The sequence below is a fragment of the Stenotrophomonas sp. CCNWLW57 genome (assembly GCF_037203925.1).
GTDB lineage: Bacteria > Pseudomonadota > Gammaproteobacteria > Xanthomonadales > Xanthomonadaceae > Stenotrophomonas > Stenotrophomonas rhizophila_A.
The window spans coordinates 319,151-346,092 of the sequence record NZ_JBBCBJ010000003.1; the positions used below are offsets into that span (position 1 = coordinate 319,151).

The 26,942-nt window shown below is 66.9% G+C and carries 28 protein-coding genes; 9 read left to right on the plus strand and 19 right to left on the minus strand.

All coding sequences use genetic code 11. The features are described 5' to 3' along the window. Positions 1–12: 12 nt before the first annotated feature. The 8 genes from V9K91_RS09300 to V9K91_RS09335 all read right to left on the minus strand — a co-directional run bounded on the left by V9K91_RS09300 (position 13) and on the right by V9K91_RS09335 (position 6,098). Positions 13–630 (minus strand): response regulator, encoded by a 618-nt coding sequence (locus V9K91_RS09300; protein WP_068852496.1) that lies wholly within the window; start codon positions 628–630, stop codon positions 13–15. A 4-nt stretch (positions 631–634) separates the two neighbouring features. After that, positions 635–1,747, minus strand: coding sequence for an ATP-binding protein (locus V9K91_RS09305; protein ID WP_176472660.1), 1,113 nt, complete (start codon positions 1,745–1,747; stop codon positions 635–637). A gap of 103 nt (positions 1,748–1,850) precedes the next feature. Continuing rightward, entirely contained in the window at positions 1,851–2,366 is a 516-nt protein-coding gene (locus V9K91_RS09310) for a hypothetical protein (RefSeq protein ID WP_217977555.1), read from the minus strand. Position 2,367: 1 nt separating this feature from the next. After that, on the minus strand, positions 2,368–3,186 hold the full coding sequence (locus tag V9K91_RS09315) for a DUF2092 domain-containing protein (RefSeq protein WP_095363891.1): 819 nt from the start codon (positions 3,184–3,186) through the stop codon (positions 2,368–2,370). Between the two features lie 36 nt (positions 3,187–3,222). Further along, a complete protein-coding gene (locus tag V9K91_RS09320) occupies positions 3,223–4,206 on the minus strand; it encodes a transporter (RefSeq protein ID WP_176472659.1) in 984 nt (327 codons plus the stop codon). Between the two features lie 17 nt (positions 4,207–4,223). Beyond that, positions 4,224–5,147 carry a formylglycine-generating enzyme family protein gene (locus V9K91_RS09325; RefSeq protein WP_249832610.1) on the minus strand — a complete coding sequence of 308 codons (924 nt, stop codon included), beginning with the start codon at positions 5,145–5,147 and terminating at the stop codon, positions 4,224–4,226. A 10-nt stretch (positions 5,148–5,157) separates the two neighbouring features. Then, on the minus strand, positions 5,158–5,670 hold the full coding sequence (locus V9K91_RS09330) for a DUF202 domain-containing protein (RefSeq protein WP_083214162.1): 513 nt from the start codon (positions 5,668–5,670) through the stop codon (positions 5,158–5,160). Continuing rightward, the gene (locus V9K91_RS09335; protein WP_068852508.1) at positions 5,667–6,098 is read right to left on the minus strand and encodes a hypothetical protein; all 432 of its coding nucleotides are present in this window, start codon (positions 6,096–6,098) and stop codon (positions 5,667–5,669) included. The genes V9K91_RS09330 and V9K91_RS09335 overlap by 4 nt, the downstream gene beginning before the upstream one ends. Before the next feature lie 131 nt (positions 6,099–6,229). Here V9K91_RS09335 and V9K91_RS09340 point away from each other — a divergent pair, with 131 nt between their 5' ends. Beyond that, positions 6,230–7,396, plus strand: coding sequence for a hypothetical protein (locus V9K91_RS09340; RefSeq protein ID WP_249832611.1), 1,167 nt, complete (start codon positions 6,230–6,232; stop codon positions 7,394–7,396). A 13-nt stretch (positions 7,397–7,409) separates the two neighbouring features. On the opposite strand, the gene V9K91_RS09345 is transcribed toward V9K91_RS09340, so the two are convergent. From V9K91_RS09345 to V9K91_RS09355, 3 genes are all read right to left on the minus strand, one after another. After that, complete coding sequence (locus V9K91_RS09345) at positions 7,410–7,799, minus strand: response regulator transcription factor (RefSeq protein ID WP_249832612.1); 390 nt, start codon at positions 7,797–7,799, stop codon at positions 7,410–7,412. A 120-nt stretch (positions 7,800–7,919) separates the two neighbouring features. After that, on the minus strand, positions 7,920–8,567 hold the full coding sequence (locus tag V9K91_RS09350; RefSeq protein WP_184123369.1) for a response regulator transcription factor: 648 nt from the start codon (positions 8,565–8,567) through the stop codon (positions 7,920–7,922). A gap of 151 nt (positions 8,568–8,718) precedes the next feature. Then, positions 8,719–9,678 (minus strand): AraC family transcriptional regulator, encoded by a 960-nt coding sequence (locus tag V9K91_RS09355; RefSeq protein ID WP_249832613.1) that lies wholly within the window; start codon positions 9,676–9,678, stop codon positions 8,719–8,721. A 177-nt stretch (positions 9,679–9,855) separates the two neighbouring features. Here V9K91_RS09355 and V9K91_RS09360 point away from each other — a divergent pair, with 177 nt between their 5' ends. From V9K91_RS09360 to V9K91_RS09370, 3 genes are all read left to right on the plus strand, one after another. Further along, a complete protein-coding gene (locus V9K91_RS09360; protein WP_283938953.1) occupies positions 9,856–11,577 on the plus strand; it encodes a histidine kinase in 1,722 nt (573 codons plus the stop codon). A 22-nt stretch (positions 11,578–11,599) separates the two neighbouring features. Beyond that, positions 11,600–12,460, plus strand: a complete 861-nt coding sequence (locus tag V9K91_RS09365; protein WP_249832615.1) for a phosphatase PAP2 family protein — start codon at positions 11,600–11,602, stop codon at positions 12,458–12,460. A 101-nt stretch (positions 12,461–12,561) separates the two neighbouring features. After that, positions 12,562–12,957, plus strand: a complete 396-nt coding sequence (locus V9K91_RS09370; RefSeq protein ID WP_249832616.1) for an OsmC family protein — start codon at positions 12,562–12,564, stop codon at positions 12,955–12,957. Between the two features lie 276 nt (positions 12,958–13,233). Here V9K91_RS09370 and V9K91_RS09375 read toward each other — a convergent pair whose 3' ends face one another. Beyond that, positions 13,234–14,217, minus strand: coding sequence for a helix-turn-helix domain-containing protein (locus V9K91_RS09375; protein WP_336443199.1), 984 nt, complete (start codon positions 14,215–14,217; stop codon positions 13,234–13,236). Positions 14,218–14,519: 302 nt separating this feature from the next. Here V9K91_RS09375 and V9K91_RS09380 point away from each other — a divergent pair, with 302 nt between their 5' ends. Both V9K91_RS09380 and V9K91_RS09385 read left to right on the plus strand, forming a co-directional pair. Beyond that, positions 14,520–15,785 carry a fimbrial protein gene (locus tag V9K91_RS09380; protein ID WP_336443112.1) on the plus strand — a complete coding sequence of 422 codons (1,266 nt, stop codon included), beginning with the start codon at positions 14,520–14,522 and terminating at the stop codon, positions 15,783–15,785. Beyond that, positions 15,770–17,128 (plus strand): CpaF family protein, encoded by a 1,359-nt coding sequence (locus V9K91_RS09385; RefSeq protein WP_336443113.1) that lies wholly within the window; start codon positions 15,770–15,772, stop codon positions 17,126–17,128. The genes V9K91_RS09380 and V9K91_RS09385 overlap by 16 nt, the downstream gene beginning before the upstream one ends. A gap of 66 nt (positions 17,129–17,194) precedes the next feature. On the opposite strand, the gene V9K91_RS09390 is transcribed toward V9K91_RS09385, so the two are convergent. Continuing rightward, positions 17,195–17,959, minus strand: coding sequence for a SapC family protein (locus V9K91_RS09390; RefSeq protein WP_336443114.1), 765 nt, complete (start codon positions 17,957–17,959; stop codon positions 17,195–17,197). Between the two features lie 237 nt (positions 17,960–18,196). On the opposite strand from V9K91_RS09390, the gene V9K91_RS09395 reads away from it, so the two are divergent. Further along, positions 18,197–18,889: a hypothetical protein gene (locus tag V9K91_RS09395; protein WP_306988390.1), complete on the plus strand. Its 693-nt coding sequence runs from the start codon at positions 18,197–18,199 to the stop codon at positions 18,887–18,889. On the opposite strand, the gene V9K91_RS09400 is transcribed toward V9K91_RS09395, so the two are convergent. Beyond that, on the minus strand, positions 18,871–19,365 hold the full coding sequence (locus V9K91_RS09400) for a DUF1543 domain-containing protein (protein WP_336443115.1): 495 nt from the start codon (positions 19,363–19,365) through the stop codon (positions 18,871–18,873). The two genes, V9K91_RS09395 and V9K91_RS09400, sit on opposite strands and share 19 nt — an antisense overlap. 101 nt (positions 19,366–19,466) lie before the next feature. Between V9K91_RS09400 and V9K91_RS09405 the strand changes: the two genes are divergently transcribed. Then, positions 19,467–19,772, plus strand: a complete 306-nt coding sequence (locus V9K91_RS09405) for a hypothetical protein (protein WP_217538531.1) — start codon at positions 19,467–19,469, stop codon at positions 19,770–19,772. 463 nt (positions 19,773–20,235) lie between these two features. Here V9K91_RS09405 and lldD read toward each other — a convergent pair whose 3' ends face one another. The 4 genes from lldD to V9K91_RS09425 form a co-directional block, all read right to left on the minus strand. Then, positions 20,236–21,378 carry an FMN-dependent L-lactate dehydrogenase LldD gene (lldD, locus tag V9K91_RS09410; protein WP_217538530.1) on the minus strand — a complete coding sequence of 381 codons (1,143 nt, stop codon included), beginning with the start codon at positions 21,376–21,378 and terminating at the stop codon, positions 20,236–20,238. A 74-nt stretch (positions 21,379–21,452) separates the two neighbouring features. Next, positions 21,453–21,887, minus strand: a complete 435-nt coding sequence (locus V9K91_RS09415; RefSeq protein ID WP_093535860.1) for a VOC family protein — start codon at positions 21,885–21,887, stop codon at positions 21,453–21,455. After that, entirely contained in the window at positions 21,884–22,342 is a 459-nt protein-coding gene (locus tag V9K91_RS09420) for an MgtC/SapB family protein (RefSeq protein ID WP_068852546.1), read from the minus strand. The genes V9K91_RS09415 and V9K91_RS09420 overlap by 4 nt, the downstream gene beginning before the upstream one ends. Positions 22,343–22,456: 114 nt before the next feature. After that, positions 22,457–23,215, minus strand: a complete 759-nt coding sequence (locus tag V9K91_RS09425) for an SDR family NAD(P)-dependent oxidoreductase (RefSeq protein WP_068852549.1) — start codon at positions 23,213–23,215, stop codon at positions 22,457–22,459. 160 nt (positions 23,216–23,375) lie between these two features. Between V9K91_RS09425 and V9K91_RS09430 the strand changes: the two genes are divergently transcribed. Beyond that, positions 23,376–24,470 carry an alkene reductase gene (locus V9K91_RS09430; RefSeq protein WP_336443116.1) on the plus strand — a complete coding sequence of 365 codons (1,095 nt, stop codon included), beginning with the start codon at positions 23,376–23,378 and terminating at the stop codon, positions 24,468–24,470. A gap of 12 nt (positions 24,471–24,482) precedes the next feature. Here the strand turns inward: V9K91_RS09430 and V9K91_RS09435 are convergent, their stop codons facing one another. Further along, complete coding sequence (locus tag V9K91_RS09435; protein WP_336443117.1) at positions 24,483–26,378, minus strand: CocE/NonD family hydrolase; 1,896 nt, start codon at positions 26,376–26,378, stop codon at positions 24,483–24,485. Positions 26,379–26,942 lie beyond the last annotated feature (564 nt).

Here is a 26,942-nt window from a genome sequence, read left to right on the forward strand (position 1 = left end):
CGCAGGTACCTTTCATCCGCCGCCGGGATCGACGTGGGCCAGTTCGGCGAGGCGGACCAGCGCGGCCACCGAACGCACGCCGAACTTCACCATGATGCGGCTGCGGTGCACCTTGGTGGTCTTCAACGAAATCCCCAGGTCGGCGGCGATCTGCTTGTTCAACCGCCCGGAAATCACATGCGGCAGCACCTGGCGCTCGCGCGGGGTCAGGCACTGGTAGCGCTGCACCGCGCCCTGCTCGCCACTGCGCCGGATCCGTGCGCAGGCATCGGCGTCGATGCCGCGCATCACCGCCTCCAGCAGCACCGCTGCATCCACCGGCTTGGTCAGGAAATCCACCGCGCCGGCGCGCATTGCCTGGGCGCAGCTGGAAACATCCGCATCGCCGCTGACGAAGATCATCACCGGCGCCTGGCCGCGTTCTCCGAACAGCTGCTGCAACGCCAGTCCGTCCATCCCGGGCATGTGCAGGTCCAGCACCACGCACCCTGCGGTGTCGGCATCGTACCGGGCCAGGAATTCGTCCGGGGAGCCGCTCAGGGTCACCTCCAGCCCATCGGCGCGGAGGCAGCGTCCCAACGCGGCAAGCACGCGCGGGTCATCGTCGACAATGTGCACGACAGGGCTCATGGCACTACTCCATCAAAGGAAGGTCGATGTAGAAACAGGCGCCGCCTTCGGGCGGGTTGCGGGCATTGATCTCGCCACCGTGGGCCCGAAGCAGCGTGCGGCAGATCGCCAGGCCCATGCCCATGCCGTTGGGCTTGCTGCTGTGGAACGGGGCGAAGATGGTGTCCATGCGCTCCGCCGCGATGCCGGGGCCGGTGTCGCGCACCTCGATCCGGATGGTCCCTGGCACCGAGCCGTCCGTGCGCACGGTCAGCACCCGGCGTGGGCTGTCGACCATGGCATCGCAGGCATTGATGATCAGGTTGAGCAGGACCTGCTGCAGCTGCACGCCATCACCCTGGACCCGGCTGAACGGTACCGACAGGTCCAGCCGGTACTCGACACCGCGGTTGATCAGGTCGTTGCGGATCACACGGACCGCATCATGCACCAGGTCGTTGACCATCAGCGCGCCGAGCGTCCGGGTCTCGCGCCGCAGCAGTCCGCGCAGGCGGCTGATCACCTCGCCGGCGCGCTGGTCGTTTTCGACGATGTCCTGCAGGATCTCGCGGATCTCGCCGATCGCGCCCGGGTCGCGGCGCAGGATCCGCAGGCCGGCTTGGGCATTGCTCAGGATTGCCGCCAGCGGCTGGTTGAGCTCATGCGCCAGCGAGCCCGAAATCTCGCCGATCAGGGTAACCCGCGACATGTGGGCCATGCTTTCGCGCTCCACCGCAAGCTCCTGCTCGGCATGCCGCTGCGCGGTCAGGTCGGCAACCGCGAGCACGCCCTGCCATCCGCAATCAAGTTCCACCGCATTGAACAGCAGTTCCACCGGAAACGCCTGGCCATCACGACGCAGGCCATGCTCGTCACGGCCCATGCAACGCGCGGCGACGGGGTCGGCGCGATGGCTGCAGGACCAGATGGCACCGGTGGCATCCGGCACCAGCGCAACCAGCGGCCGGCCCTCGATCTCACCCGGCGCGTAGCCGAATACCGTCGCCGCACGGTCGTTGGCATAACGCACCACGCAATGCCGGTCGACCAGAAGCAAAGCCAGTGGCAGCGCGTTCAGTACCGCCCGCAGCTTGACCTGGTCCCGTGTTGTCGATTCCGGGTGTGGCGTAAGCGTCACCATTCTGGCCTCCGAGGCCCGTGAGCGTGCAGCGAACCGTGCATGTGGATTCTCCTTCAACCCACCCCCTTCAACGCAGACGCACACCGATGACGCATCACACTTACCTGGGCGGATTGATCACCACATACTGCACCGTGGTACCGCTGTACCGCGGCTCATACCAGGTACTCCCGCACTGCTGGTAGGCCATGCCATTGATGACGGTGGTCACACAGCTGGGCGGCACCGAATTCACGATCGAGCCGATCACCGCCGAGGTCACCGCCACGCCCGCGGTAACCGCCGCCGCCGTCGCGAACGGGTGGTCGTCATAGCGGTTCCAGTGGTCGTCGTGGTAGTCCACGTCCACATGGACATCCCGATTCACGTTCCGGTTCACATTCCGGTTGACGTCGCGGTCCACGTTGCGGTTTGCGTTGTGGTTGACATCGCGGTGGGCGCCACCGCCCTGCGGGCGTACCGGCCGGTTGATGTTGGCGTGCGCGCTTGCGCGGGCCGCGCCGCCGCCGCGGTGGCCGTGCTGCGCGTTGACCGGCGCGATGCCCACCGCAAGCAGGACCAGCAGGCTACCCGCGCAGGTCAACACAGGGGTGCGGGCCTTGAGCAGGGTGCGCATGTCAGTTCTCCTGGCCGGCATCGGGGGCAACCACGGCAACCTCGACCGGCACCAGCTTTATCCGCGCGTCGTCGGCCGCCGGGATGAACTGGAACGCGGTGGCCGGTACCGCCGTGCCGGCATCCCAGTTCAGGCGGGCCCGATACTGCGGCTGGGCCGGGTCATCCAGGGAGTTGATGATCAGCTTCTTCGGCAGCGAGGTCGCCTTGGATATCCACACCTGCCAGTCCACGGCATCCTGCTTGAACGCGTACTGCTCCACCGGCTCACCGTCCACGGTACCGCCGCCAATGTGCAATGCGTTGCGGATCGCGGACGTGGGCGCCTTGTCGGTACCCCAAAGGAACATATCGGCCAGTGGCATTTCGATGCCATAGCGGAGGGCGGCCTGGTCGACCAGTTCACCCAGCGTGGCCCCTGCCCCGTCCACCTGCGCGTAGTACTTCAACCGCGGCGAGTACACCGTCAAGGCCTTGCCATCGTAGAACAGCTGCCGCAACTGGCGGTCACTGCGCAGTTCCAGGAACAGCTGGTCGGGCGCCTTGACCTTGTAGGTCACCACACCGTCCAGCTCGATCTTCTGGCCGTCTTCCAGCACCACCTCGGTGCTCGCATCGGAGGTCAGCGAGAACTGTCTGAGTCCACGCAACGCCGCACCCATCCGATCCAGCGCCGCCAGCGCTTCAGGATCGCGCTCGCCGACGTCCGCGGTGGCCGGCGGCGTGCGCGCCGGCGCCGCCGCGAGCGGCAGCGCGCCGCCCGCCAGCCCAGCGATCAGCAGGCAGGCAGTGCGGGCAATACAGATTGCAGGGGTCGCCATTGCATGCCTCCGGAGAAGGAAAGGGAAACGCGCGGCTCAGAAACCCGCGCTGATCGACACGCTCCAGGGATCACCCTCAAAGCGGTTGCGCACGCTGAACTCACTCAGATAGCGGAACGAAACATCCACATGCTCACCGCCGGACCATTTCTTGCCGTAGGTCAGCACCGGCCCGACACCGAACGAACGACCTTTGAAGCCGTCGAGGCGGTCGGCCAGGTCGCTTTCATCGTCCTGCACCTGCTGCAGCCAGCCGGCGGCCGCGCCGAACCCCCAGCCACTGGCGGTGCGCTTGACCAGCAGCGCGTCGGTGCGCAGGACCAGGCCGTTCTTGTAGTCGGTGTCATCGTTGCGGCTGTACCAGTCCATGCCACCAAGCACGCTGAATTCCAGCGTGCCTTTCTGGAACAGATGGGTGTAGCCGGCGGCAGGCGACACGGTCCAGACGTTCAGGCCGGGGTTGGCCAGCTTGCCCGGCGTGTACTTGGCGGTGGGCGCGTAGACATACAGACCGAACGACAGGTGCTGCACTTCGTTGATGTGGAAACCAGCGATCACCGGCGCGAAGTACACGTCGAACAGATTCGAAGCGCTGTCCTGCACACGCACCTGGTTGCCCAGCGGGCCCTGCAGGCTGGCGGTGACATCGGCATCGATGTAGGGCACGGTCAGCATGCTGGCGAAGTTCCACCGGCCGGTCCTGGTCGGCCACACGTACACGCCGCTGGCGGCCCACAGGCTGACATCCCCCTCCAGCCCCAGCGAGACCTGCCCCGCGATCGGCGCCGGTCGGCTGGCGCCGATCTTGCCGTCGTACTGCACATAACTCAGCGACCACTGCATGCCAGGCTCCGGCGGAATCACGCCGACGTAGGAGGTGATCTGCATGCCGGTGATCGAACGTCCCAACCCGCCTTCGACCGCGTGCGCGGGCAACGCGGCGACCAGTGCAAGCGTGCCAAGCAGCACGGCCGTGGCCAGACAGCTGCGGCGATAGAGCGAGGCGGAAGGGGCTGGCATGGCAATCACCTCGTGGGTCATCGTTCCACGCAGCGGAAGCCGACGTGGCAGGTGGAGGTATCGATCGGCTGGGCCATCCGTGCGGCCGGACGGTAGCGGCGGCAATAGTTGGGCGCGCACAGGTGCGAGCCACCCTTCATCACCCGCCGTGGGATCGCGCTGCCATCGTTCGGATCGTGGCTGCGCTGGCGCTCGCCGCCGCGTGGGTTGTCGATCGCGCAGCAGGCTTTGCTCTGCAGCCGGTCATGCTGCTGGTACCAGTCGCTGGTCCACTCCCACACGTTGCCGATCATGTCGTACAGCCCGTAGCCATTGGGCGGATAGCTGCCCACCGGCGAGGTCCAGCGGTGACCGTCTTCTTCCACGTTCATCCACGGAAACTCGCCCTGCCAGGTATTGGCCTGGTGGCGCCCGCGCACGGTGAGGCTGTCGCCCCAGGCGAACTCGCTGGGCTCCTGGCCGCCACGTGCGGCGTACTCCCACTCCGCCTCCGTGGGCAGGTCCTTGCCGATCCATTTCGCGTACGCCTGCGCATCGGCGAAGGTCACATGGACCACCGGGTGGTCATCCAGGCCGTCCAGTTGGGTAAAGGGTCCGCGCGGATGGCGCCAGTTGGCGCCTGCAACGTAGTGCCACCAGTTGTGGGTATTGGACATGTCCACCGGGCCGGAGGGCTGCACGAACACCACCGACGAGGGCACCAGCAGCGCCGGATCCGCACCCGGGTAGTCGCGCGGATCGGCAGGCCGCTCGGCCGCGGTCACATAACCGGTGGCGCTGACGAAGCGCGAGAACTCGCGGTTGGTGACCGGATAGCGGTCGATCCGGAACGGCCCCACCCGCACCTTGTGCGCGGGGCGCTCTTCCGGGTAATGGTCGTCGGAGCCCATCAGGAAGACCCCGCCCTCGATGTCGATCATGGTATCGGCCACCACACTCATCTCTTCCCCCTCAGCCGAAAGGCGCAACATTGAACGTCATGCTCACGATCGCCAGCAGGCCAAGCAGCCAGAGCAGGCCTGCGGTGATCAGGGTCAGCGATATCGGGTAGTGGCTTTCGCCGTGGATCAGGCCTTCACCCATCATCAGGGCACGCTCGCGGCGCAGCTCCTTCATGTAGCGCAGGTGGTAGATGATGCCCAGGGTCAGCATCACCATGCCCAGTGCGACCAGGGCCACGCCGAAGTTGCGCGGGGCGTGCGGGCGCAGGGTCACGCCGGGCGTCTCCAGCATGTGGCCGAAGAACTGGTAGATGGTGAAGCCGAATCCGATCAGCGACAGCGCGGTGCGGATAATCGACATCAGCGTGCGGTCGGCGCTCATGCGCGTGCGCTGGAACGACATGCCGGTGCGCCGCGAGGACAGCTCCAGCGATGCCTGGTCGGTGCCGCCCAGCGTCTGCCGTGCCTGCTCGATGGTGATGGCGCGGTCGGACAGTGCCTTCGCCGGATCTTTCTCGGTCATGGCCGGGAGTCCTTGCCGTGGTGGGGGTGACGCCGCAGCCAATAGCCCGCCAGGCGGGTGAAGGGGCCTCGCAGGATGAGGTAGGGAATGAAGCCCAGCAGGACCGCGAGCACGAACGCTTCCAGCGGGTAGCGGAAGCCGCCGTACACGCGGACCTGGTAGATCACATCCATGACCACGCCCAGCAACAGGATCCGCGTCGTTGCGGTGACCCCTTCGCGCCATGTGGCGAGGCGCTCACCGCCGCTGCTGTGGGCGATGAGCCATGCATAGGGCGGCTTGCCGGCCCGGGCGGCGCGGATGCCGTCGATCAGCGCGGTGATCAGCGCCATGGTCGGCTGCAGGAAGAACCGGAACGTCATCGGACCGTCCGCACGACCCATCATGTCTGTCCAGAAGCGCGTCAGGAAATCGATGGCCAGGAGCATTGCCGGGTTCCATTGCAGAGGATTCCAGCTTGGCGGTGACAATGTAAACGCACATCGGGATAGGTACTGCACCGGCGTCAGTATTTTTACTGCGCCGGCAACGGTATGCCTCGAGGGTATGCTCATCCGGCATGAGCCAGGACAGCTACTCACTGATGCGCGGTGGACTGGTGCACCGCCTGCTGCACGCCAGCGGCGCACTGCATGGCAGCCGGCGCCTGTCGTGGTGGCTTGCCGCCCTGCTGGTGGCGGTGACACTGCTTCCCCTGGTCGGGCTGGCCAGCGCGCAGGGAATGCTGCTGCCGCGGCCACACGCCATGGCGTTGCTCGGCGACTACGCCACCCTCGCCCGCCTGCTGCTGGCGTTGCCGCTGCTGGTACTCGCCGCGCCACGTGCCGATGCGCTGCTGCACAGTGCCCTGCGCCAACTCAGCCAGGCCAGCCTGGTCCACCCACGTCGGCAGCCCCGGCTGCAGGCGCTGCTGGCTACAATCCGACGTCTGCGTGACAGTCGATGGCCGGAGCTGGCCTGCATCGTGCTGGCCTTCCTGCCGCTGTTCGTCCAGGGTGGCGTGGTCAGCCTGCTCAGCGGCGTTCCCGACTGGCGAACCGAAGGCGGCGCGACCACGCCTGCGGGGCACTGGTATGCATGGGTCGGCATGCCCCTGTTCCGGCTGGTCATGCTGCTGTGGCTGTGGCGGTTCCTGCTCTGGGCCATGCTGCTGGCCCGGCTGCCATCGGTGGGTCTGACGCTGCACGCCGAGCATCCCGACCGGACCGGTGGCCTGGCGTTTCTGGGCGTGGCCCACGAGCGTTTCAGCATGCTGGGCGCGGCTGGCGCACTGGTCCTGTCCGGGGCCTGCCTCAACCACATGACCTATCTCGACGCCTCGCTGTACTCGCTGCGCCACTTGCTGGCGGGGTACGTCATTGGCGTGACCCTGCTGTTGCTGGCCCCGCTGCTACTGCTCAGCCCGATACTGATCCGCGCGCGACGGCATGCGCTGTACCGTTTCAGCGCCCTGGGCAGCCGCGCGGCGGCCGCGTTCGACCAGCGCTGGAGAGCGGCCAGTGAGGACACGGCCGGCAGCGAGTCGCTGCTCGACCACAACGATGCCTCGGCGTTCGCTGATTTCAGCGCGGTTTACCAGGGCACCGCATCGATGTCAGTGGTACCGTTCACCCGCTGGACCCTGCTGGGCATGGCCCTGCCCGCCTTGGCGCCACTGCTGCCCCTGGCGCTGGTGGCGATGTCGGTCGACGATCTGGTCGCCAAGCTGGCAGGCATGCTGATCTGAACGACGGATCTGCCTACAGCGAGTGCGAGAGGAAGCGTTCGCCGCGCAATGCGGCCTGCACGGCCATGGCCAGGTCATCGCCCGCGTCGGACTTCAGCACGTAACTGCAGGGCCCCAGCGCCATGGCCTGGTCCACCAGCTGCGATTCGGAGTGGACGGTGATGAACACCACGCCCAGCACGGGCCGCTGCACGCGCAGACGGCGCGCCGCTTCCAGCCCGTTGAGTTCCGGCATCGCGATATCGGTGACCACCACGTCGGGCAGCATCGATTGCGCCGCCTTGACCAGCGAGGCGCCGTCCTGCACCAGGCCGATCACCTCGAACTGTTCGGCAAGCAGGCCACGCAGTTGCCGGCCCATGGCGGAGCCGTCTTCGGCAAGCAGCACACGGGCAGCATTCATGGTTCCCGCCAGGTCAACGCGTTCCCTGATGGTGTGCCGTGCCTGCGCCCCGGACAAGGGAAAAACAACCGGACGCGGGCAAGTAAATCTACTTGCCCGCGTCCCGTATGCAGACGGTGCTCAGTGCCGGATCAGGCCTTCGTGTTCGGCCTTGCGCACCAGTTCCAGCGTGCCGTGCACGCCGAGCTCCTGCATGATCGCGTATTTGTGCGATTCGATCGTGCGCACCGACACCCCAAGTTCGTAGGCGATCTGCTTGGAGCGCAGGCCGCGCGCGACGTACTCCAGGATGCGCAGCTGCTTGTCGGTCAGCACGTACTGCTGCCGGCCCGCATTGGTGATGGCATCCACCGCCAGGGTCGGGGTCACGTACGTGTGCCCGCCCATCACGCCCGCCAACGCCCGCACCAGTTCCTCACCCGCCGCACTCTTGAGCACATAGCCGCGGGCGCCGGCGCGGATCGCCTCGGCGGCCACGCTCGACTCGTCATGCATGGTGAGGAACACCACCGGCATCTCGTAGCCCTCTTCGCGCATCCGACGCAGTGCCTGTATGCCGGTCAGGCCAGGCATGCTGATGTCGGCCACCACGACGTCGGGCGGATCCCGCCTGACGGCGTCAACCAGTTCCTGTCCGGAAGACACCAGTTCGATCGACTCGAACCGGTCCTCCAACAAATGCTCGATGCCCTGCGCCACCACGCGGTGGTCGTCGGCCAGCACTACCCTGCGATACCGGCACTCCGCCGGCGAATACGAAACCTGCATGTTGTCGTCTCCCGTGGCATCAATCGTCCCCTGATCGAAGTGCTCTGCGCGCCAGCGGTAGCGCCGGCCCCGCACAACGATTCGACCTTGATGGTGCCGACGTGATGGCGCCGTGACGTTGCTTCACACTGTGACGGACGTTCAAAACGGTTCAGCCACGCAGGGTATCCCGGGGGCTTTCGCCGAACACGTCGCGGTACATCACCGAGAAGCGACCCAGATGCGCAAAGCCGAAACGCGTCGCCACCTCGGTCACCCCCACCGAGCCCCGGGCATGCCGCAGGGCACTGCGGGCCAGGTTCAACCGCGCCAGCTGGTGCCAGTGGCACGGGCCATGCCCGTAGGCGTCACGAAACAGACGCTCCAGCTGGCGTTCGCCCACGCCCAGGTGCCGGGACAGCGCCCGGCTGTCATAGGGATTCTCCAGCTGCAATTTCAGATAGGCCTCTGCCTGGCGCACGATGGCGTCGCGGCGGCGCTCGTTGCAGCTGCCCAACCCCCGCCGTTCGGGTCCGCCATCTGACGCCGCCACGGCATCGATGAACACCCCCAGCAGGGTGGCTGCCTGCATCTCCAGCTGCTCGGGCCGGACAATCCCCTGCCAACCGGCGGCGTCCTGAAGCACCGTGAACACCCCTTCGCGAAGGTTGCGGGCGTCCCTGGGGGCCGCCCCGCGGCTGTACCAGCCCACCTTGGGCAGCCGCAATTCGCGCCCGACCCGCTGCACCGCTTCCCGCTGCAGCACGGTGCGCGGAATGAGCATCACTGCCCATTGCCAGCCCCCGGGACTGGGGCGCACGTTCAACTCGCTGTCCTCGGCAAACACCATGATCTGGCCCGCTGCGATCCAGCGTCCGTTTGCCCACATCGGCTGCGCGCACGTGACGGCCAGGGCCAGCGCGATCATGCCTTGGCTGAAGCTTCCACTGGCAAAGATCGGCAGCGTGTAGGCGCCACTGTCCAGACTGAACTCGGGAAAGACCAGGCGTTGCACGCAGGCGCGGAAGTGGCCGGCAGCCAGCAGCCGCTGCTCGAAGCGGGTATCGCGCACCACCCCCAGCAGGGCGTCCGCATCAAAGCCGTCAACGACAAAACGGCTGTAGGGGGACATCGGTTCGTCCATCGCCAGCTCCCGGATTCGTCGGAATGTGGATAGCGCGCGTCGAGTCAACCTGTTCTCATCGGCGCGATTGTGGGGCCGTTACGACATGGCGACAAGTCGTGCCGCCGGACCCCCCAGCCACGACCGGTCGCAGTCCGTTGCTCACCCCGAAAGTCGTACCACGTTATGGCGCATGGATTGCCAGTGTGGCGATCCCGCGCATCTCCCCCGAGGTGCAGAGTGCAGGCCAGCAGCCAGGTGAACCAGGTCGGCGCGACCCCGCCGGACACTGCCCAGAACCGCTCGCCCTCACGTCGCAGTGAGCGCTTCACATCCTCTCCACTGGATGTGCGCATTCTCATAACAAATGTACTCCCGCTCCTGGTCGGCTGCATGCTCGGCCACTGGCTGCCCACGCTTGGCCACAACCCGCAGCTGCAGGTGCTGTGGATACCCGGCCCGGTACTGCTCGGCTGGTTGCTGTTCACCCCGCGCAGCCAATGGCGCGGGTGCATACTCGCCGCCTGCGCCGGCACCGTGCTGTCGTTGCTGCTGGTGCCGCTGTCGGCACTGCCGCGCCTGCTGGCCAGCCTGGGCGAGTTCGCCATGGTGGCAATGGTGGCGTGGCTGCTGCAGCGCTGGCGCGGCGACCGCGCTGCGCTGGAGGACTACCGCGACCTGACCCTGTTCCTGCTGCTGGCCTGTGTACTGCTGCCCCTGTGCGGGGCGTGGTGGTACGCGCTGGCGCTGGGTGGACGCGGTTCTGCGCTGGCGCCCGCCACGATGCGCGAGTTCGCCCTCACCAGCAGCGTCAGCTACCTGCTGCTGGTGCCGGCCCTGGTCAACGTGGCCCGCATCCTTGAAGCACCCGAGCGCCGCCACGGCTGGCATTGGCAGACGTTGGGCCTGGCCCTGCTGCTGCTGGGCCTGCTGGTGGTGCTGTGGACGGTGGACTGGCAGGACGGTGTAGTCACCCCGCTGCTCACCCTGGCGCCGATTCCGTTGCTGGTCTGGGCACTGATCGTGTTCGGCATCGCGGGGGCATCCATGACCATGGTGGTAGTGGCGGTGCTGGGGATGCAGCTGGGCCTGGAAGCGATGGGACCGTTCGGCTTCTGGACGCCCGAGCGCAACCTGCTCACCGGCCAGGCCTGGACCCTGTGCACGGGGTTCGCACTGCTGTTCCTCGGCGCACTTTCCGAGCAGAAGCTGTCCAACCGGATAAAACTGCAGCGTGCGTACGCGCGCCTGGGCGAAGTCACCGGGCGGATGCTGGTGGTGCAGGAAGAGGAACGCACCCGGATCGCGCGCGACCTGCATGACGACGTCAACCAGTCGCTGGCCGCGATCTCGATCCGGCTCAGCACCCTGCGCAACCACATCCCGCCTGCCGAGCGCCCCAGCGTGGTGGAACTGCAGGACCAGCTGTTGTCGGTGTCCAACGACATCCGCGCCATTTCGCACGAACTGCACCCCAGCATCCTGCGCTTCACCGGGCTGGCCAGTGCGTTGGATGCGTTCTGCATCAAGCGCAACGCACGCGGACGGCTGCGGCTGCGCTGCACCATCGAGGACGCGCCACGCCTGAACGACGAACAGGAGCTGAGCCTGTTCCGGATCGTCCAGGAAGCGGTCAACAACGTGGACAAGCACGCACGCGCCAGCGTGGCCGACGTGCTGGTGTGCGTGCGTGGGCAGAACGTGGTGCTGCGGGTGGATGACGATGGCGTGGGCATCCTGGCCAGCCACCTGCGGCGCACGCCCGGGCTGGGCCTGATCAGCATGGAAGAACGCGCACGCCTGCTGGCCGGCACCCTGCACGTGGGCACCAGCCCGCTCGGCGGTGCGCGGATCGAAGTGCGCTTTCCCCTGCGCGATGCCGCGCCGCGTGGTGCGGCCGGCCAGTAGAACCCTACGGATGGAGATTCCCATGCCCGCTCTTCGCAAGGCGTCCTGGCTGTCCGTCGTGCTGTTGGCCGGCTGCGCCACCGGTCCGCTGACCAGCCCGGCACCGGCACTGATCCCCTCCGCAATGCCGCCGCAGCCGGCGCCCGTTCCGGAGCTGCGCCCGGGCGTACCCGCCGGCTACCTGGGACGTGCGCTGCCCGACAGCCTGCTGTTGCTGCCGCCGCCTCCCGCCAAGGGCTCGGCCGGGTTTGCCCGCGACCAGGCGACCAGCCGGGCATCGCAGAAGTTGAAATCCAGTCCGCGCTACGCGCTGGCCAGCCGCGATGCCGACCTGCGCTTCCCGCAGGTGGCCAGCACGTTTTCCTGCGCGCTGGGGGTGCCGATCAGCCAGCAGGATACGCCGCGCCTCTACCTGCTGCTGCAACGCACCCTCGTCGATGCGGGCCTGGCCACGTACGCGGCCAAGGACCATTACAAGCGCACACGGCCGTTCGTGTTCTACAAAGAGAAGACCTGCTTCCCGGCCGACGAAGCCTCGCTGCGCACCGACGGCTCCTATCCGTCCGGGCATACCTCGATCGGCTGGGCCTGGGCACTGCTGCTGAGCGAGCTGAGCCCGGCCCAGGCCGATGCCGTGCTCGCCCGCGGTCGCGCGTTCGGCGAAAACCGGCTGATCTGCAACGCGCACTGGCAAAGCGATGTGCTGCAGGGCCGTGCGGTCGGCGCTGGCGCCGTCGCGGTGCTGCATGCCAATGAAACCTTCAACGCGGATATGAGGGCGGCCCGTGCCGAGATCGACAGCCTGCGCGGCAGCGGCGTGGTGGCCCAGGACTGCGACGCCGAGGCGACGGCATTGAAGGTGAAGATCCCCGGCGTGGAGTAACCACCGCGAAGGCAACAAACCGTCCCGCTGCTGGCAGGCTGCGCGCAGCCAGCCGGCATGGCATGCTCGGCGCCCCACATTCCCGTTGCAGAGCGTACGCCATGGCACAGGTCAGGATTGTTTCCGACGGCCCCAACTACCGTCACCAGATCCACGCCGGTGCACACCACGTGGTGGCCGATGAGCCTGCCACGCTCGGCGGACAGGGCGCGGGCATGGCGCCGTTCGAGCTGTACCTGGCGGCGCTGTCGGCCTGCACGGCCATCACCCTGCGCATGTATGCGGAGAAGAAGGGCTGGGACCTCGGCGAGTTCCGCGCCGAACTGTCCTCCTCCCGCGACGCCGACAACCGCCTGCTGGTCCACCGGGTGCTGCATGCCAGCGGTGCGCTTGATGACGTGCAGTGGCAACGGTTGCTGGACGTCGTGGAACGGACGCCGGTGACCCTGGTGATGCGCGAAGGTGCGGTGATCACCAGCGAGCGGGCTGCCGGCTGAGACGGATCGCAGGCGAGAAATGGCCTGGCTCGCTGCCCCCTGAGCGATGACGGGGGAGACATCCCGCGGTTGACAGCGAGCCAGGACAAAGTGTGCCGGTCGCGTGGTCCTGGACATCCAGGGCCATATCCACGCGTCGGCGCTTCGTGGTCATTAGAGCGCCGGGATGGACGCGCAGACGCTTCGATCCGGCAGCACGAACGTGCGTTCCGGCAAGACGAGGGAGGAATGCGGCATGTGGATGCGCAATTCCGGCACGATGCCGGAAACGAGCCTTCAGGCCGGGATGCCCGCCGAGGCGGGCGCACGCATCAGGGTGTCCCGGGGCAGCTCACCGAATACGCGCCGATAGTTGTCGGCGAACCGCGACAGATCCCACAGGCCACAGCTGAGCGCCACCGCCTTGACCGACTTGCGGGTGGCGTCGGCCATCGACAGGCCGCGGCATGCGGCGCACAGCCGCAGCATCGACAGGTACCGGTTGGGTGAGGTGCCGAACAGGTCCTCGAAGGCATAGCGCAGTGCACGCTCGCTCACGCCCGCCGCGGCGCAGATCTCGTGCATGTAGATGTTGCGCCGCAGATTCTGCCGCATGAAGGATTCGGCGCGCTGTGAGATCAGGTAGTGCGCGCGGCGCGCACGGGAATTGGCCGCCCGGCTCTGGCCCTGGGCCGCGAGCAGGGCCTGCACGTGTTCGTGCAGCAGCAGGGTCGCGGCGTCAGCAGGCAGGGCCGGACCCGCGCCGCCAAGCCATGCGGGAAGCTGCGCGTAGCGTCCGGCAAGGCCGGAACCGCTGCCGCCCGCATCGAACAGCGACAGCGCCTGCCCGAAAGGCAGGTTCGAACGCAGGCTGAGTTCGGTGAGTTTGCGTTGCACCCGCTGCATGGGCGTAAGCAGGAAGCTGAAACGGCTGCCGGCACTGAGCGCGAATTCACTGGCGCCTTCGGGAAACACCGTCAATGCCGTACCCGCGCCCAGGCTCACGCCGTGGCACCAGCTTCGCGACTCGTCGGTCTCGTGGATGAAACCGAGCAGGCACCATTCCGGCGGCAACGTGAAGCGTCCGCGAAACTGGAAACCGCAGGTGACCGTGCAGAACAGCGATTCATCATGTACCTGCGACTGGATCGATGCGCGCGGCCCGTTGTCGTCCAGCAGCACCATTTCCACTTCGCAGACCCGGAGCACACCGCCCAGCGACGCCAGGTCATGCTGGCGTAACGCGGTACCGTGGACTTCCTGCACTTCACCATCGGCCATGACAGTGGTTTCCCCGTTTGGCGTGGACTCCACGATGGTCGCCATCCACCGTGCAGGCCCCTTCCTGGTTTGCTGTGCATTCCCCCTTCAGAATGCATCGCGGGTTCTACCGGACAGAATATCGGTACGTTTTCGCGAGTTTCTGCGTGAAGGTGTTTACACGGCGTCAATATCCTACGTTCACTTTGTTTCCATCGGTCCATCACAGGGCGGCATGTAGGCATCCTGCCGATTTTGTGCATCCGCCGGGGCCAGCGGTGGCGGAACATCGACTGACGTGCCCGCGCGCAAGGACGCCTCCCATGGCCGCTACCCTCCAGCTGCTGCACCCCAGGCCGCCACCGATGACCCTCGTCCTCTACGCCCCGGCCAGCCACCTGGCCGCCCTGCTCGAAGCCCGGCTCCCGGTCGGCATGCGCGTGCACTGGCAGGACAGTGCCGCGCCTCCGGGTGCCCTCGACGTTCATCGTCGCAGCGGCCCCTGCGTGGTGCTGCTGGATTATCTGCGCGGGGCCGCCCAGGCCTCCAGCGAACTGGCCAGGCGGCTCCAGCGCAGTCATCCGGACCTGCCGCTGGTCGCGGTGGGGTCGACATCGTCGAAGGAGGAAGATGGCATTGTCGCGGCCGTACGGGCGGGCCTGCGCGACATTCTCGACCTGGAAGCGAGCACCGCCGAGATCGACGCCCTGCTGCGCCGCGCCGCCGCCCTGCCTGCCGATGTTCCCGACATGCCGGCGCCGGGCGCCGCGAAGGCCCGGCTTATCCTGCTGCTGGGCGTACGCGCCGGGGTCGGCACCAGCACGCTGGCCACCCATCTGGGGGTGATGGCGCAACAGCTCGCCGCGCCCCGCGCCGGAGAGGACGACGCCACCGACACCCTGCTGGTCGACCTCGGCCAACCGGCCGGCGATGCCGCGCTGTATCTCAACGTGGACAGCCAGTTCCACTACGAAGATGCGCTGCGCCATGCCAACCGCATCGACGCCAACCTGGTCCGCACGGTGGTGACCCGGCACGAAGGCGGACTTCACCTGCTGGGACAGCCGGCAAGCGGAGATGGCGGTACCCTTGCCGATCCAGCCGTACTGATGCAGCGCCTGCGCGGGGTGTTCGGCACGGTGCTGTGCGACCTGGGTGGTGTTCCGGTCCGCCAGGTTCCCCGCTCCCTCCTCAACGGTGCCGATGAGATCTGGCTCGTCGCCGACCCGGCGATCGGCACGCTGGTCTCACTCGACCAGGTGTTGAAACACCTGGACGCCATCGGCAGCCGCGACGCGCGCCTGCAGTTGGTCATCAACCGCCACCACCAGGGCGGCGGACTGGGCCCGGCCCAGATCGCTGACCGGTTCGGCCTGCCATTGCTGGCTGCCCTGCCCTGCTGCGAACGCCTGCGCACCAGCGCCAACCATGGGCACCTGCTGTTGCACGATGCCCCTCGCGCGCCCTACCTGCGCGCGCTCGCGCCCTTGCTGGCGCGCCTGTGCCCTGCCGCGCCGCCTGCGCGGCCGCACACCCCGCTGGAAACCCTCATGCGCTTCCTGGACAGCCGTCAATGGAAAAGAAAGTAGCCCCGCTCGGCCCGGTCGCTGCGCATGCGGATTCCGTGCCGGCGGATCCGGCAGCGGACCCACGGGTGCCGTTCGCGCAGTCCGAGGACTTCCTGCGGGTGCTGGCCGCTGCCCATGAGCACCTGCTCAACAGCATCGAGGATGGGCAGGTCGACATCGACGCCTGGTCGCCGGTCACGGTAGCCCGCTACGTAACCACCCAGACCGACCGGTTCGTGCAGGAATGGCGCATCCCGGTCAATGCCGCCGAAATGGAAATCGTGGCAGCCGCGCTGGTCAAGGAACTGACCGGCTTCGGCCCCTTGGAAGACCTGCTGCGCGATCCCGCCATCGATGCCATCCTTATCAACGGCTACCGGGATATCCATGTCTCCCAGGCCGGGCAGCTGGTACCGATCAACCAGCGTTTCACCGATGATGACCACCTGCTGCGGATCCTGCGCCGCATCCTGGCCCCGCTGGGGCGCCGGCTGGACGAAGACTGCCCGATCGCGGACGTACGCCTGCCCGCTGGTGGCCATCTCAACGCGATCATCCCGCCGCTGGCGCTGGATGGCCCGGTGGTCTCCATCCGCAAGTTCCGCAGGACCCCGTTCACCTGTGACGAGCTGCTGCGCATGGGCACGTTCGATCCCGCCGTGCATGCGCTGTTGAACGCGATGGTGCTGGGCCGCTGCAACGTCCTCGTCTGCGGCACCGCCGATTCGGGGAAAACCGCGCTGCTCAACGCCATGGCCGGATACATTCCGGCCGACGAACGCATCGCCACCGTCGAGGAGGTTGCCGAACTGACGCTCAAGCACCCGCATGTCGTGCGTCTGGAAAGCCGCGCAGCGGGCACGGACGGCCAGGGCGCGGTCGGCATCCGCGAGCTGATGCGCAGCAGCCTGGGCATGCGCCCCGACCGGATCCTGGTCGGTGAACTGCGCGGCGCCGAGGTCATCGAGATGCTGCAGGCGATGGCGACCGGGCACGATGGCTCCATGGCCACTGTGCGCGCCAGCTCCGCGCGCGACTGCCTGCAACGGCTGGAGATCCTGGCAGGACTCGCGGGCTTCCAGGGCAGCGAAGACAACGTGCGTCGGCAGATCGCCAGTGCGGTTGATTTCGTGGTGCATGTCCAGCGGCTGGGCAGCGGTCGCCGCGTGGTGGCGTCGATCAGCGAGGTGACCGGCATCAGCGACAGCGCCATCGGCACCCGCGAACTGTTCCATCACGAACTGCAGATCGATGCCGATGGCCGCGAGCAGGACCGCTGGGTCGGGATCGACCTCCAACCCCGCTCCAGCAAGCTTGAGGCGTTCCGACGGCAGCTGCGCCAGGCACGGGGCAGCCGTTCCTGATGCCGGGACAGACAGAAACGGCGGCCCTGCGGCCGCCGTTTTCTGTCCTCACACGCCATTGCGTGATCAGGCCGCGGCAGCGACCTGCGCGCTCTGGCGCTGCACCAGCGCATTGAAGCGCGCCAGCGAGCTCAGGTGGTGGTGGATCGAGGCCAGCCAGCCGTTGCGATGCCAGGCGACGACGATGGCGTCGGGCAGCTTGGCGAACTTCTCGACGTCCACCACGTGGAAGCCGTTCACCGACATCTTTTCACCGCTGGGCAGGGTCACGTCGATGCTGCGCTCGACCAGCAGGTCCTGTTCCTTCAGCGCGGCGCTGAACTGGCGGGTCTGTTCGTATTCGCGGGTGAAATCGGCGCAGAACTTCATGGCGTTGTCGACCAGTTCGGTCGCCTTGCCATCAACGAACAGCGGCTCGCCTTCGTCGCTGACGCCCTGGTTGACCTGTTCCGAATCGGCATCCAGCGCCAGCAGGAAATTGTCGTCCTCGGCCTGCACGAACACGAACGGATAGCGGCGCAGGTAGGCCGGGGCGTAGGTGTCGTCGGCCCACTTGCCGTCGGTCACGAACAGGTTGCGGCGGGCCAGGCCCACGGCCACGATCGGCGAGGCATCCTGGCCGGTGAACAGGATGGGGAAATGCTGGGCGGCCATGCCGAATTCGCCGATCACCGCCGGAATGGCGTTGGTCTCGGCGGCGAACGCCAGCGAACCCGGACGCAGGCGCCAGTTGGCGTGCTTGTCCGATTGCAGCGGCAGCGGCTGGCGGTAGAACAGCGGACCGGAAGCCTGGGCCGGAGCGGCCGGCGGAGTAGTCGTTTCAGCAGTCATGAATTTGGTCAGGTACGACGCGCCATACAGCCCGGGCACGAAAGCGGGCACCGCATTGATCGACCACTATAGCGTGGCTGTTTTGCAGCCGGCTACCGCCCGGTGAATTCGCTGCACTGCAGCAACACGGGCCGGACGAGTCAATCCGGGCCCTCGAAACGAGCCGGTCGCGACGCGGTGCGTGGTCATGCCGGCAGGGGATGGGTAATGATCACGGCAGCTACGCGACGCCCCCCCATGCACGATACCGCCTGCCCGCCCCGCCTGTTCCGCCTGCTCAACCCTGTGCTGATGGGGGCCGCCTGCCTGGCACTGGCCGCCTGTGCCGAGCAGGGGCCGGCGGCGGCGGTGCACGAACTGACCCTGCTTCCCGAACCGGTGGCCACTGCGGCGCCGCTACCGGGGGGCGACCACGTGCTTCGGCGCGTGCATTTCCGCGACCGCCACGGGGAAGGCCTGCTGGTGCTGGAGCGAAGAGACGAAACCCATGAGGATGCCGACAGCGGCAACGTGCTCGAGGTCGCGGTGCTGACTGCGCAGCTGCATGCCCGGTCGGACCCGCGCGGGGCCTGGAGCAAGCAATGGCAGCGTCAGATCCGCCAGCCCTGCGCCGGACTGGACCTGGAAGCGGGCTGGTTTCTGGAGCACGTGGGCGTGACCGACCTGGATGGCGATGGCCAGGCAGAGATCACGTTGGCCAGCCACACGTTCTGTGGGGGCGGCATCGACCCGCACCAGCTGCACATCAGCCTGATAGACGGCGGCACCGGCTACGGAATCGAAGGTGAAACGCGGGTGTCGCTGCCCGGGGAGGAGCCCTTCGGCGGCGAACACCACGGCAGCGCGAACCTGGCGACCGCGCCGGCAGCGTTCGTGCAGCACCTGGAGGCGCTGTGGTCGACGCTGCGCGCTCAGCCGATCACGATGTAATCGCTGACCTGCTGGATGCCTGCATGCGCAGCGCGCACCAGCTGTACATGGCGGCCCCCCACCTGGTCGATGGCGATGCAGTCATCTACCTCCAGCAACGCATCGGTATGCGGCTTGTCCCAGCGCGCATCCTGCAGCGCCTTGGCCTTGCGCCGGGCCGCCGCCAGATCAGGCGCGACCAGCAGCAGGTAATCATGCGCCTCGCCCAGTGCGCCGGGCACATAGCCACCCAGATTGACGAAGAACAGCCGGGGCTCGTCCGCCGCCGGGGCGGCGTCGCCAAACGCTACCCGATACTCCTCGACCCCATCGACGGCCAACCAGCCATCGACATGCAGGCCCCTGGCCTCGCCAAACCAGTCCCGGCGCAGCTGCGGATATGCATCTTCGATGCGTTCAACGTTGGCGAACGCCACGTCATGGACTTCGATCCGCGCGCGGGCATGACGCCCCCCCAGCATGAACACGTGCAGCACCACCGGCTCCTTCGTCGACTCCGGCCACCAGTGTAGCGGCGCCCACCCCGGGGCCACTACGGCGGTGGTATGGTCGGGGCTGGCAACCGCAGGAGCGACCCATGACGACCCGTTCGCGCAACGTGCTTCCGCTGGTGGCCCTGGCCACCCTGTCCCTGTCCGCCTGCGCCACCGCGCCCGGGCCGGAAATCACCGGCAGCGGCGAATGCCACGCCGAAGGCCTGACCTGGGCCATCGGCAAGAATGCCGACGAAGCCACCATGCGCACTGTCTTCAAGCAGAGCGGCGCCGGGCTGATCATCCCCATCGGCCCCGGCTCCACCGTCGCCACCCGCGACCACCGTCCCGACCGCCTGCGCGTCTACCTCGACAAGGACAACATCATCACTGCAGTCCGCTGCGAGTGATGTTGGTTTAGCGCGTACGGCGCAGAGCAAGAGCAAGAGCACAAGCAAGAGCAAAAAGCCCTGGTCTGCGAACGTCCGCGGCTTGGCCGGCGGGTGTGGGTTTGCGGGACACGCTGCAAGTACATCCATGTAAGCTCGTTCGCGCCATCCATGGCGCTCTACGGTCCCGCAAACCCACCCCCGCCAGCCTTTGACAGTTGGCCGGTGACCCACGGAAATCAAATACAAGGGCAACGGCAACGGCAACGGCAACGGCAGCCACTACGCTGTCGCTTCTCCCTAGGCCACCGGCTCACTGTCAATGGGTCGGCGGGCATGGGGGTACGGGGGCTTTGCGAAACATGGATGTTTCGCAAGAGCCCCCAGGGATGGGTTTACGGCGCCCCCCGTACCCCCATGCCCGCCGGCCCAAGCCAGGCAAATTCGCAGACCAAGGCTTCACCGCTTTACCGCGTTACCGCTTTCAGCGCGACAAACCGACAAGAGAATCCTCACTGATCTCGCGAATGTTCCGCGCGCCGGTCAACGTCATCGCCACGCGCATTTCCTTCGCGATCAGATCCAGCAGGTTGGCCACGCCGGCCTCGCCGTGAGCCGCCAGCGCATACACGAACGCGCGGCCCAGCAGGACGCCGTCAGCACCCAGCGCCAGCATGCGAACTACGTCCAGCCCGCTGCGGATGCCCGAATCGACCAGGATCTCCACCTCGCCCTTGACCGCACTGGCGATGGCCGGAAGCGCGCGCGCCGTCGACAGCACCCCGTCCAGCTGGCGGCCGCCATGGTTGGATACCACGATGCCATCGGCGCCGAAGCGCACCGCATCGCGCGCGTCTTCGGGATCCAGGATGCCCTTGATCACCATCGGCCCCGTCCAGAACTCGCGGATCCATTCCAGGTCCTTCCACGAAATGGAAGGATCGAAATTGCTGCCCAGCCAGCCGATGTAATCGCCCAGCCCGGTGGGATTGCCGCGGTAGGTGGAGATGTTGCCCAGGTCATGCGGGCGCCCACGCAACCCAACGTCCCACGCCCAGCGCGGGTGGGTCACGGCCTGCAGCATGCGCCGCAACGGCGCGTTGGGGCCGCTCATCCCCGAATGCGCATCGCGGTAGCGCGCGCCGGGCGTGGGCATGTCCACCGTGAACACCAGCGTGGTGACCCCTGCCGCCTTGGCGCGTTCCAGCGCATTACGCATGAAACCGCGGTCCTTGAGCACATACAACTGGAACCACATCGGGCGACCGATGGCCGGCGCCACCTCCTCGATCGCACACACCGACACCGTCGACAGCGTGAACGGAATGCCGCGGCTCGCCGCCGCTCTCGCCGCCTGCACCTCGCCCCGTCGCGCAAACATCCCGGTCAGCCCCACCGGCCCCAGCGCCACCGGCATCGCCATGCGCTCACCCAGCAGCTCCGCATCCAGGCTGAGGTCGGCCACGTTGCGCAGGATCCGCTGGCGCAGCGCGATGCCGGCCAGGTCTTCGACGTTGCGGCGCAGCGTGTGCTCGGCGTAGGCGCCGCCGTCGATGTAATGGAACAGGAACGGCGGCAGCCGGCGTTGCGCGGCGGCGCGGTAATCGGTGGAAGCGGAAATGATCATGGTCCAACCATGGCGAAGCGTTCACGATCCGCCCATTAAACCAAAGATCTACGCCCCCACAGCGGATTGGCTGCCTAACCGCAGCACGGACTGGCCGGTCCCTTGAGCTCCACCCCGTTGCCATCGGGGTCGCGCAGGTAAAGCGACAGCCCATCGCCTTCCGCACCCAGGTTGCTGCTGACCTGCCCATCCACCGCCACCCCGTGCATCGTCAGGTGCTCGCGCAGCGCCGTCTCGTCGAACGGCTCGATGCGCAGGCACAGGTGCTCGAGATTGCGTCCCTGCGCGCCGGCCGCCGGACCACCACGGCTGCCCAACGCACCTTCTACGCTCACCAGGTCGATCATCGAGGATCCTGCATGCAGGTGCACCATGCCCAGCGTCGGGCGCTCGCGCGCTACCGTGCAGCCCAATACATCGCGGTAGAAGGCCACGGCACGTTGCAGATCCTGTACCCGCAGCACCAGGTGATCAAGGCGTTTGATCTCGAACGGACGTTCGCTGCTCATGGTGACTCCAGCTTTTTTGCCAATCGACGAAACACCGTCAGCACGATCACGCACATCACGCTGACCCCGATCGCAATCACATATTCCCCGATCCCCACCGCGATGCCGATGGCCGCGGCCATGATCAGCGAACTGGCCGTGGTCAAACCGCTGACCTCGTCATCGCGGTTGCCACGCAGGATGGTGCCCGCCGCCACGAAGCCAACGCACGCCACCACCGCCTCGATCAGGCGTACCGGATCCACCTGCAGCAGGTCACGGTAGCGCTCCTGCTGGAAATGCTCGGCGATGCTGTCGCCCAGGCCGACGATCAGCGCGGCCGCGCCGGCAATCAGCATGTGCGTGCGCAGCCCGGCCGCATGCTTGCCCAACTCCCGCTCCAGGCCGAGCACGCCACCAAACAACATTGCTGCGGCAATGCGCAGCAGAATCGACAGATCCTGTTCCAGTCCCATCCAGCTCTCCTCGGCAATGGTTCCAGCCTTGCGTGAGCGTCGTGGGAGTGCCGTGAAGTCGGGCGTGAGCATGGCGTGCAGGAGCGGGCCAGGCCCGCTCCTGCCCCACGGTGTTTACTGGGCCAGGTAACCGCCATCGATGGCGTAATACGTACCGGTAGCGAACGACGCGTCGGCACTGGCCAGCCAGGCCACCAGCGCTGCCACTTCTTCCGCCTTCCCCAGCCGGTTCAGCGCGTGCTTGGCTTCCAGCGCCTTGCGTACGGTCGGATCCATCTTGTCCAGCAGCGGCGTGGCAATGAAGCCCGGGCCAACCGCGTTGACCCGGATGTTGTCGCCCGCGTGTTCCCAGGCTGCGGTCTGGGTCAGGCCCACCACGCCGTGCTTGGCGGCCACGTAGGCGGCCGAATTGGCGAACCCGACCTGGCCCAGGATCGAGGCCATGTTGATGATGCTGCCGCCCTTGCCGCCCTTGCGCAGCGCCTGGATCTGCGCGCGCTGGCACAGGAACACGCTGTTGAGGTTCACGTCGATGACGCGCTTCCAGCCGTCCACCGGGTACTCGCCGCTGGTCGCCGACGGGCCACCGATGCCTGCGTTGTTGACAGCAATATCCAGCCCGCCCAGTTCCTGCACCGTGCGCTGTACGGCCGCGTCCACCGCCGCTTCATCGGTGACGTCCAGGGCAATGCCGATCGCATTGACGCCACGACCACGGATGGCTTCGGCGGTCTTCTGCACCGCGTCGTCCTTGAGGTCCCACACCGCCACCGCCGCGCCGGAATCGGCCAGCAGCTCGGCCACGGCCAGGCCGATACCGGAAACGCCACCGGTGACGATGGCAACCTTGCCCTTGAGTTGGTAATCGATCATTGCACTGCCTCTGCTTGGGTACCTCACTACCCTACGCCCCGGATGCGTTACACAACGTGCACGCAGCGCCCCGCAACAATGCTTCCCATCGCTGCAACGCACCCGGGCCTATGCTGGGTGTCGTATCCCTGCACGACTTCCCTTCCCCAAGGCATCGCACATGACACAGTCCCCTGACGGTACGTTGTTCACCCCCACCCGGCTCGGCGCGATCGAGGTCGGCAACCGCATCGCGATGGCACCGTTGACGCGCAACCGCGCCATCGAAGGCCGCGTGCCCAACCCGCTGGCCATCCAGTACTACGAGCAGCGCGCCAGCGCCGGCCTGATCATCGCCGAAGCCACCCAGATCAGCCCGCTCGGCCAGGGCTACCTGGACACGCCCGGCATCTACAGCCAGGCCCAGATCGATGCGTGGCGCAAGGTGACCGATGCGGTGCATGCGCGCGGCGGCCGCATCGTGCTGCAGCTCTGGCACGTGGGCCGCATCTCGCACACCAGCCTGCTTCCGGACGGCGAAGTGCCGGTGGCACCCAGCGCGCTGCGCGCCAACGGCAAGACCTTCACCGCAAAGGGCTTCGAGGATGTTTCCGAGCCGCGCGCGCTGCGCCTGGACGAGATTCCCGCGCTGATCCAGGACTTCCGCCAGGCCGCACGCAACGCGATCACCGCCGGTTTCGACGGCGTGGAAGTGCATGCCGCCAACGGCTACCTGATCGATCAGTTCCTGCGTGATGGCAGCAACCTGCGCACCGACGAATACGGCGGCAGCATCGAAAACCGCACCCGCCTGCTCGACGAAGTGGTGCGCGCGATCGCTTCGGAAATCGGCGCAGAGCGTACCGGCGTGCGCCTGTCGCCGGTGACCCCGGCCAACGATGCGCGGGATTCGCAGCCGCAGCCGTTGTTCGAACGTGCGGTCGAGCGCCTGGATGCCATTGGCGGCCTGGCCTTCGTGCATGTGATCGAAGGCGCCACCGGTGGCCCGCGCGACAACATCGCGTTCGATTACGCGGCACTGCGCGCGAAGTTCAAGGGCCCGTGGATCGCCAACAACGGCTACGACAAGGACAGTGCCGAGCGGGCCATCGCTTCCGGCTATGCGGACATGATCGCGTTCGGGCGCGCCTTCATCGCCAACCCGGACCTGGTCGAACGCCTGCGCCTGGGCGTGGCATTGTCCGACCTCGATCCGGACACGCTGTATGGCGGCGGCGCCAAGGGCTATACCGATTACCCGAGCGTATCCGGCTAATCGCCCCCGGCATCAGTACACCGGCAACGCAATGAACGACGCGTTGCCCGGTGCATGCCACACCTGCTGGGTCGCCTTCTGGTAATCGCCGGGCTTGGCCAGGTAGATGTTGGGCACGAAGGTCTGCGGGTTGCGGTCGTACAGCGGGAACAGGCTGGACTGCACCTGCACCATCACCCGGTGGCCGGGCTGGAACACGTGGTTGGCGGTGGGCAGGCCGAACCTGTAATCGAGCACCTGGTTCGAGGCGATCGCCTTGGGTTCGCTGAAGCTTTCGCGGTAGCGGCCCCGGAAGATCGCCATCGACACGCCCAGCTCATAGCCGCCCATCTCCGGCGTCGACGGCACCTGGTCCGGATACACGTCGATCAGCTTCACCACCCAGTCACTGTCGCTGCCGCTGGTGGCCGCCTGCAGGTTCACCTGCGGCGCGCCGCCGATCCGCAGCGGTTCGGTGAGCGGCTCGCTGACGAAGGTCAGCACGTCGGTGCGGCCATCGACGAAGCGCTGGTCCTTGACCAGCCAGCTGGTCCACATGTCGCGGTCGGCGAAGCGCACCGGGCGCGGCGCGAACGGGACCGGCTTGGCAGGGTCGGATACGTAGGCTTCGTACGTGGCCTCCCCCGCCTGCGGCGCCTCGAACGAGAGCTTGCCGCCGGCGCGCAGGTACAGCGGTCTGGTCTGGGCAGCGGTACGCGGCCACTGCTGCAGCTTGTCCCAGTGGTTTTCGCCGGTGTTGTAGATCAGCACCGGGGGTGTATCGGCCTTGGCCGCGCCGTCGACCAGGTACTGGTCGAAGAACGGCTTGAGCACGTCGCGGCGGAACTGCAGGGCGGTATCGCCGTCGAACTTCAGCGCGCCCAGGCTGCTGCCGTCATAGTTGACCTGGCTGTGCCGCCACGGACCCATGACCAGATAGTTGAGCGTATTGCCGGTGTCACGCGGCTCCATCGCGGCATAGCTGTGCACCGCGCCCCACATGTCTTCCTGGTCCCACAGGCCCTGCAGCCACATGGTGGGGACTTTCAATTCGGTTTTGGCCATGCGCGCATCCAGCGCCTGTTCCTGCCAGAAGGCATCGTAGGCCGGGTGTTCCACCAGCTTGTGCCACCACGCCAGCTGTTCCAGGCCATTGGCCTTGGCATAGTCACCGGCCGAGCCGGCACGCAGGAAGGTGGTGTAATCGTCGTAGCCGGTGCTGGGAATGGACGGGCCTTTGCCGCGCTTGGCCAGCTGGCCGGTGAAGTAGCCGAAGTTGACCTGGCGGAAGGCGCCGTAGTTCAGCCAGTCATCGCCCATCCAGCCATCGATCATCGGGCTCTGCGGCGCGGCGACCTTCAGCGCGGGGTGTGGGTTGGTCAGCGCCATCACCACGGTGAAGCCTTCATACGAGGAGCCCAGCATGCCGACCTTGCCGTTGCTTTCGGGCACGTGCTTGACCAGCCAGTCGATGGTGTCCCAGGCGTCGGTGGCATGGTCGACCTTGGTGGCATTGAGCGGGCCACGCAGCGGCCGGGTCATCACGTAATCGCCTTCGGAACCGTACTTGCCGCGGATATCCTGGAACACGCGGATATAGCCGGCATCGACGAACACTTCGTCGCCCTGCGGGAGGATGTCGCGCATGTGCGGCGAATCGATGCGCTTGGCGCGGTTGGCGGCGTCGTAGGGCGTACGGGTCAACAGCATCGGTGCATTGCGCGCGCGCTTGGGCACGACGATGACCGTATACAGCTTGGTCCCGTCGCGCATCGGAATCATCACTTCGCGCTTGTCGTAGTCATACCCGGCGGTAGGGGTGACGAATCCCTTGGCCGGAATGTCCGGCGTCATCGGCGCGGTCTGCGCCGACACGCTGGCGGCAATCATCAGGCTCAACAGCACGACAGGCACGACACGAACACGCATGGCTCTCTCCGGGAAGGTGATGGCGACCTACCTCCGCAGCCTAGCGCCGTTCTTCCCCGGCCGATATGTGCCGATGGTTGGCCGCGAACGGCCTTTTACAGCAAAGCCTTGAGAGCCAGAGCCTTGAAAAGCCAGAGCCTCAAAAGCCAAAGCCTTGGTCTGCGGGCGTCCCTGGCTTGGGCCGGCGGGCATGGGGGTACGGGGGGCGCCGTAAACCCATCCATGGGGGCTCTTGCGAAACATCCATGTTTCGCAAAGCCCCCGTACCCCCATGCCCGCCGACCCTTTGACAGTGAGTCGGTGGCCAGGGAAAAGCGACAGCGTCGCGGCTGTCGTTGCCGTTGCCTTGCGTTTGATTTCCGTGGGCAACCAGCCAACTGTCAAAGGCTGGCGGGGGTGGGTTTGCGGGACCGTAGAGCGCCATGGATGGCGCGAACGAGCTTACATGGATGTACTTGCAGCGTGTCCCGCAAACCCACACCCGCCAGCCAAGCCAGGTGCACCCGCAGACCAAGGCTGTTCGCGGTAAAGCGTGAGCGCTCTAAACGCCCACGCACCACGTAC

Coding starts and splice junctions, on each gene's coding strand:
- V9K91_RS09300 (WP_068852496.1), bottom strand. CDS start 630: ATGAGCCCTGTCGTGCACATTGTCGACGATGACCCGCGCGTGCTTGCC.
- V9K91_RS09310 (WP_217977555.1), bottom strand. CDS start 2,366: ATGCGCACCCTGCTCAAGGCCCGCACCCCTGTGTTGACCTGCGCGGGT.
- V9K91_RS09315 (WP_095363891.1), bottom strand. CDS start 3,186: ATGGCGACCCCTGCAATCTGTATTGCCCGCACTGCCTGCCTGCTGATC.
- V9K91_RS09320 (WP_176472659.1), bottom strand. CDS start 4,206: ATGCCAGCCCCTTCCGCCTCGCTCTATCGCCGCAGCTGTCTGGCCACG.
- V9K91_RS09325 (WP_249832610.1), bottom strand. CDS start 5,147: ATGAGTGTGGTGGCCGATACCATGATCGACATCGAGGGCGGGGTCTTC.
- V9K91_RS09330 (WP_083214162.1), bottom strand. CDS start 5,670: ATGACCGAGAAAGATCCGGCGAAGGCACTGTCCGACCGCGCCATCACC.
- V9K91_RS09335 (WP_068852508.1), bottom strand. CDS start 6,098: ATGCTCCTGGCCATCGATTTCCTGACGCGCTTCTGGACAGACATGATG.
- V9K91_RS09340 (WP_249832611.1), top strand. CDS start 6,230: ATGAGCCAGGACAGCTACTCACTGATGCGCGGTGGACTGGTGCACCGC.
- V9K91_RS09345 (WP_249832612.1), bottom strand. CDS start 7,799: ATGAATGCTGCCCGTGTGCTGCTTGCCGAAGACGGCTCCGCCATGGGC.
- V9K91_RS09350 (WP_184123369.1), bottom strand. CDS start 8,567: ATGCAGGTTTCGTATTCGCCGGCGGAGTGCCGGTATCGCAGGGTAGTG.
- V9K91_RS09355 (WP_249832613.1), bottom strand. CDS start 9,678: ATGTCCCCCTACAGCCGTTTTGTCGTTGACGGCTTTGATGCGGACGCC.
- V9K91_RS09360 (WP_283938953.1), top strand. CDS start 9,856: ATGGCGCATGGATTGCCAGTGTGGCGATCCCGCGCATCTCCCCCGAGG.
- V9K91_RS09365 (WP_249832615.1), top strand. CDS start 11,600: ATGCCCGCTCTTCGCAAGGCGTCCTGGCTGTCCGTCGTGCTGTTGGCC.
- V9K91_RS09370 (WP_249832616.1), top strand. CDS start 12,562: ATGGCACAGGTCAGGATTGTTTCCGACGGCCCCAACTACCGTCACCAG.
- V9K91_RS09375 (WP_336443199.1), bottom strand. CDS start 14,217: ATGGCCGATGGTGAAGTGCAGGAAGTCCACGGTACCGCGTTACGCCAG.
- V9K91_RS09380 (WP_336443112.1), top strand. CDS start 14,520: ATGGCCGCTACCCTCCAGCTGCTGCACCCCAGGCCGCCACCGATGACC.
- V9K91_RS09385 (WP_336443113.1), top strand. CDS start 15,770: ATGGAAAAGAAAGTAGCCCCGCTCGGCCCGGTCGCTGCGCATGCGGAT.
- V9K91_RS09390 (WP_336443114.1), bottom strand. CDS start 17,959: ATGACTGCTGAAACGACTACTCCGCCGGCCGCTCCGGCCCAGGCTTCC.
- V9K91_RS09395 (WP_306988390.1), top strand. CDS start 18,197: ATGCACGATACCGCCTGCCCGCCCCGCCTGTTCCGCCTGCTCAACCCT.
- V9K91_RS09405 (WP_217538531.1), top strand. CDS start 19,467: ATGACGACCCGTTCGCGCAACGTGCTTCCGCTGGTGGCCCTGGCCACC.
- lldD (WP_217538530.1), bottom strand. CDS start 21,378: ATGATCATTTCCGCTTCCACCGATTACCGCGCCGCCGCGCAACGCCGG.
- V9K91_RS09415 (WP_093535860.1), bottom strand. CDS start 21,887: ATGAGCAGCGAACGTCCGTTCGAGATCAAACGCCTTGATCACCTGGTG.
- V9K91_RS09420 (WP_068852546.1), bottom strand. CDS start 22,342: ATGGGACTGGAACAGGATCTGTCGATTCTGCTGCGCATTGCCGCAGCA.
- V9K91_RS09425 (WP_068852549.1), bottom strand. CDS start 23,215: ATGATCGATTACCAACTCAAGGGCAAGGTTGCCATCGTCACCGGTGGC.
- V9K91_RS09430 (WP_336443116.1), top strand. CDS start 23,376: ATGACACAGTCCCCTGACGGTACGTTGTTCACCCCCACCCGGCTCGGC.
- V9K91_RS09435 (WP_336443117.1), bottom strand. CDS start 26,378: ATGCGTGTTCGTGTCGTGCCTGTCGTGCTGTTGAGCCTGATGATTGCC.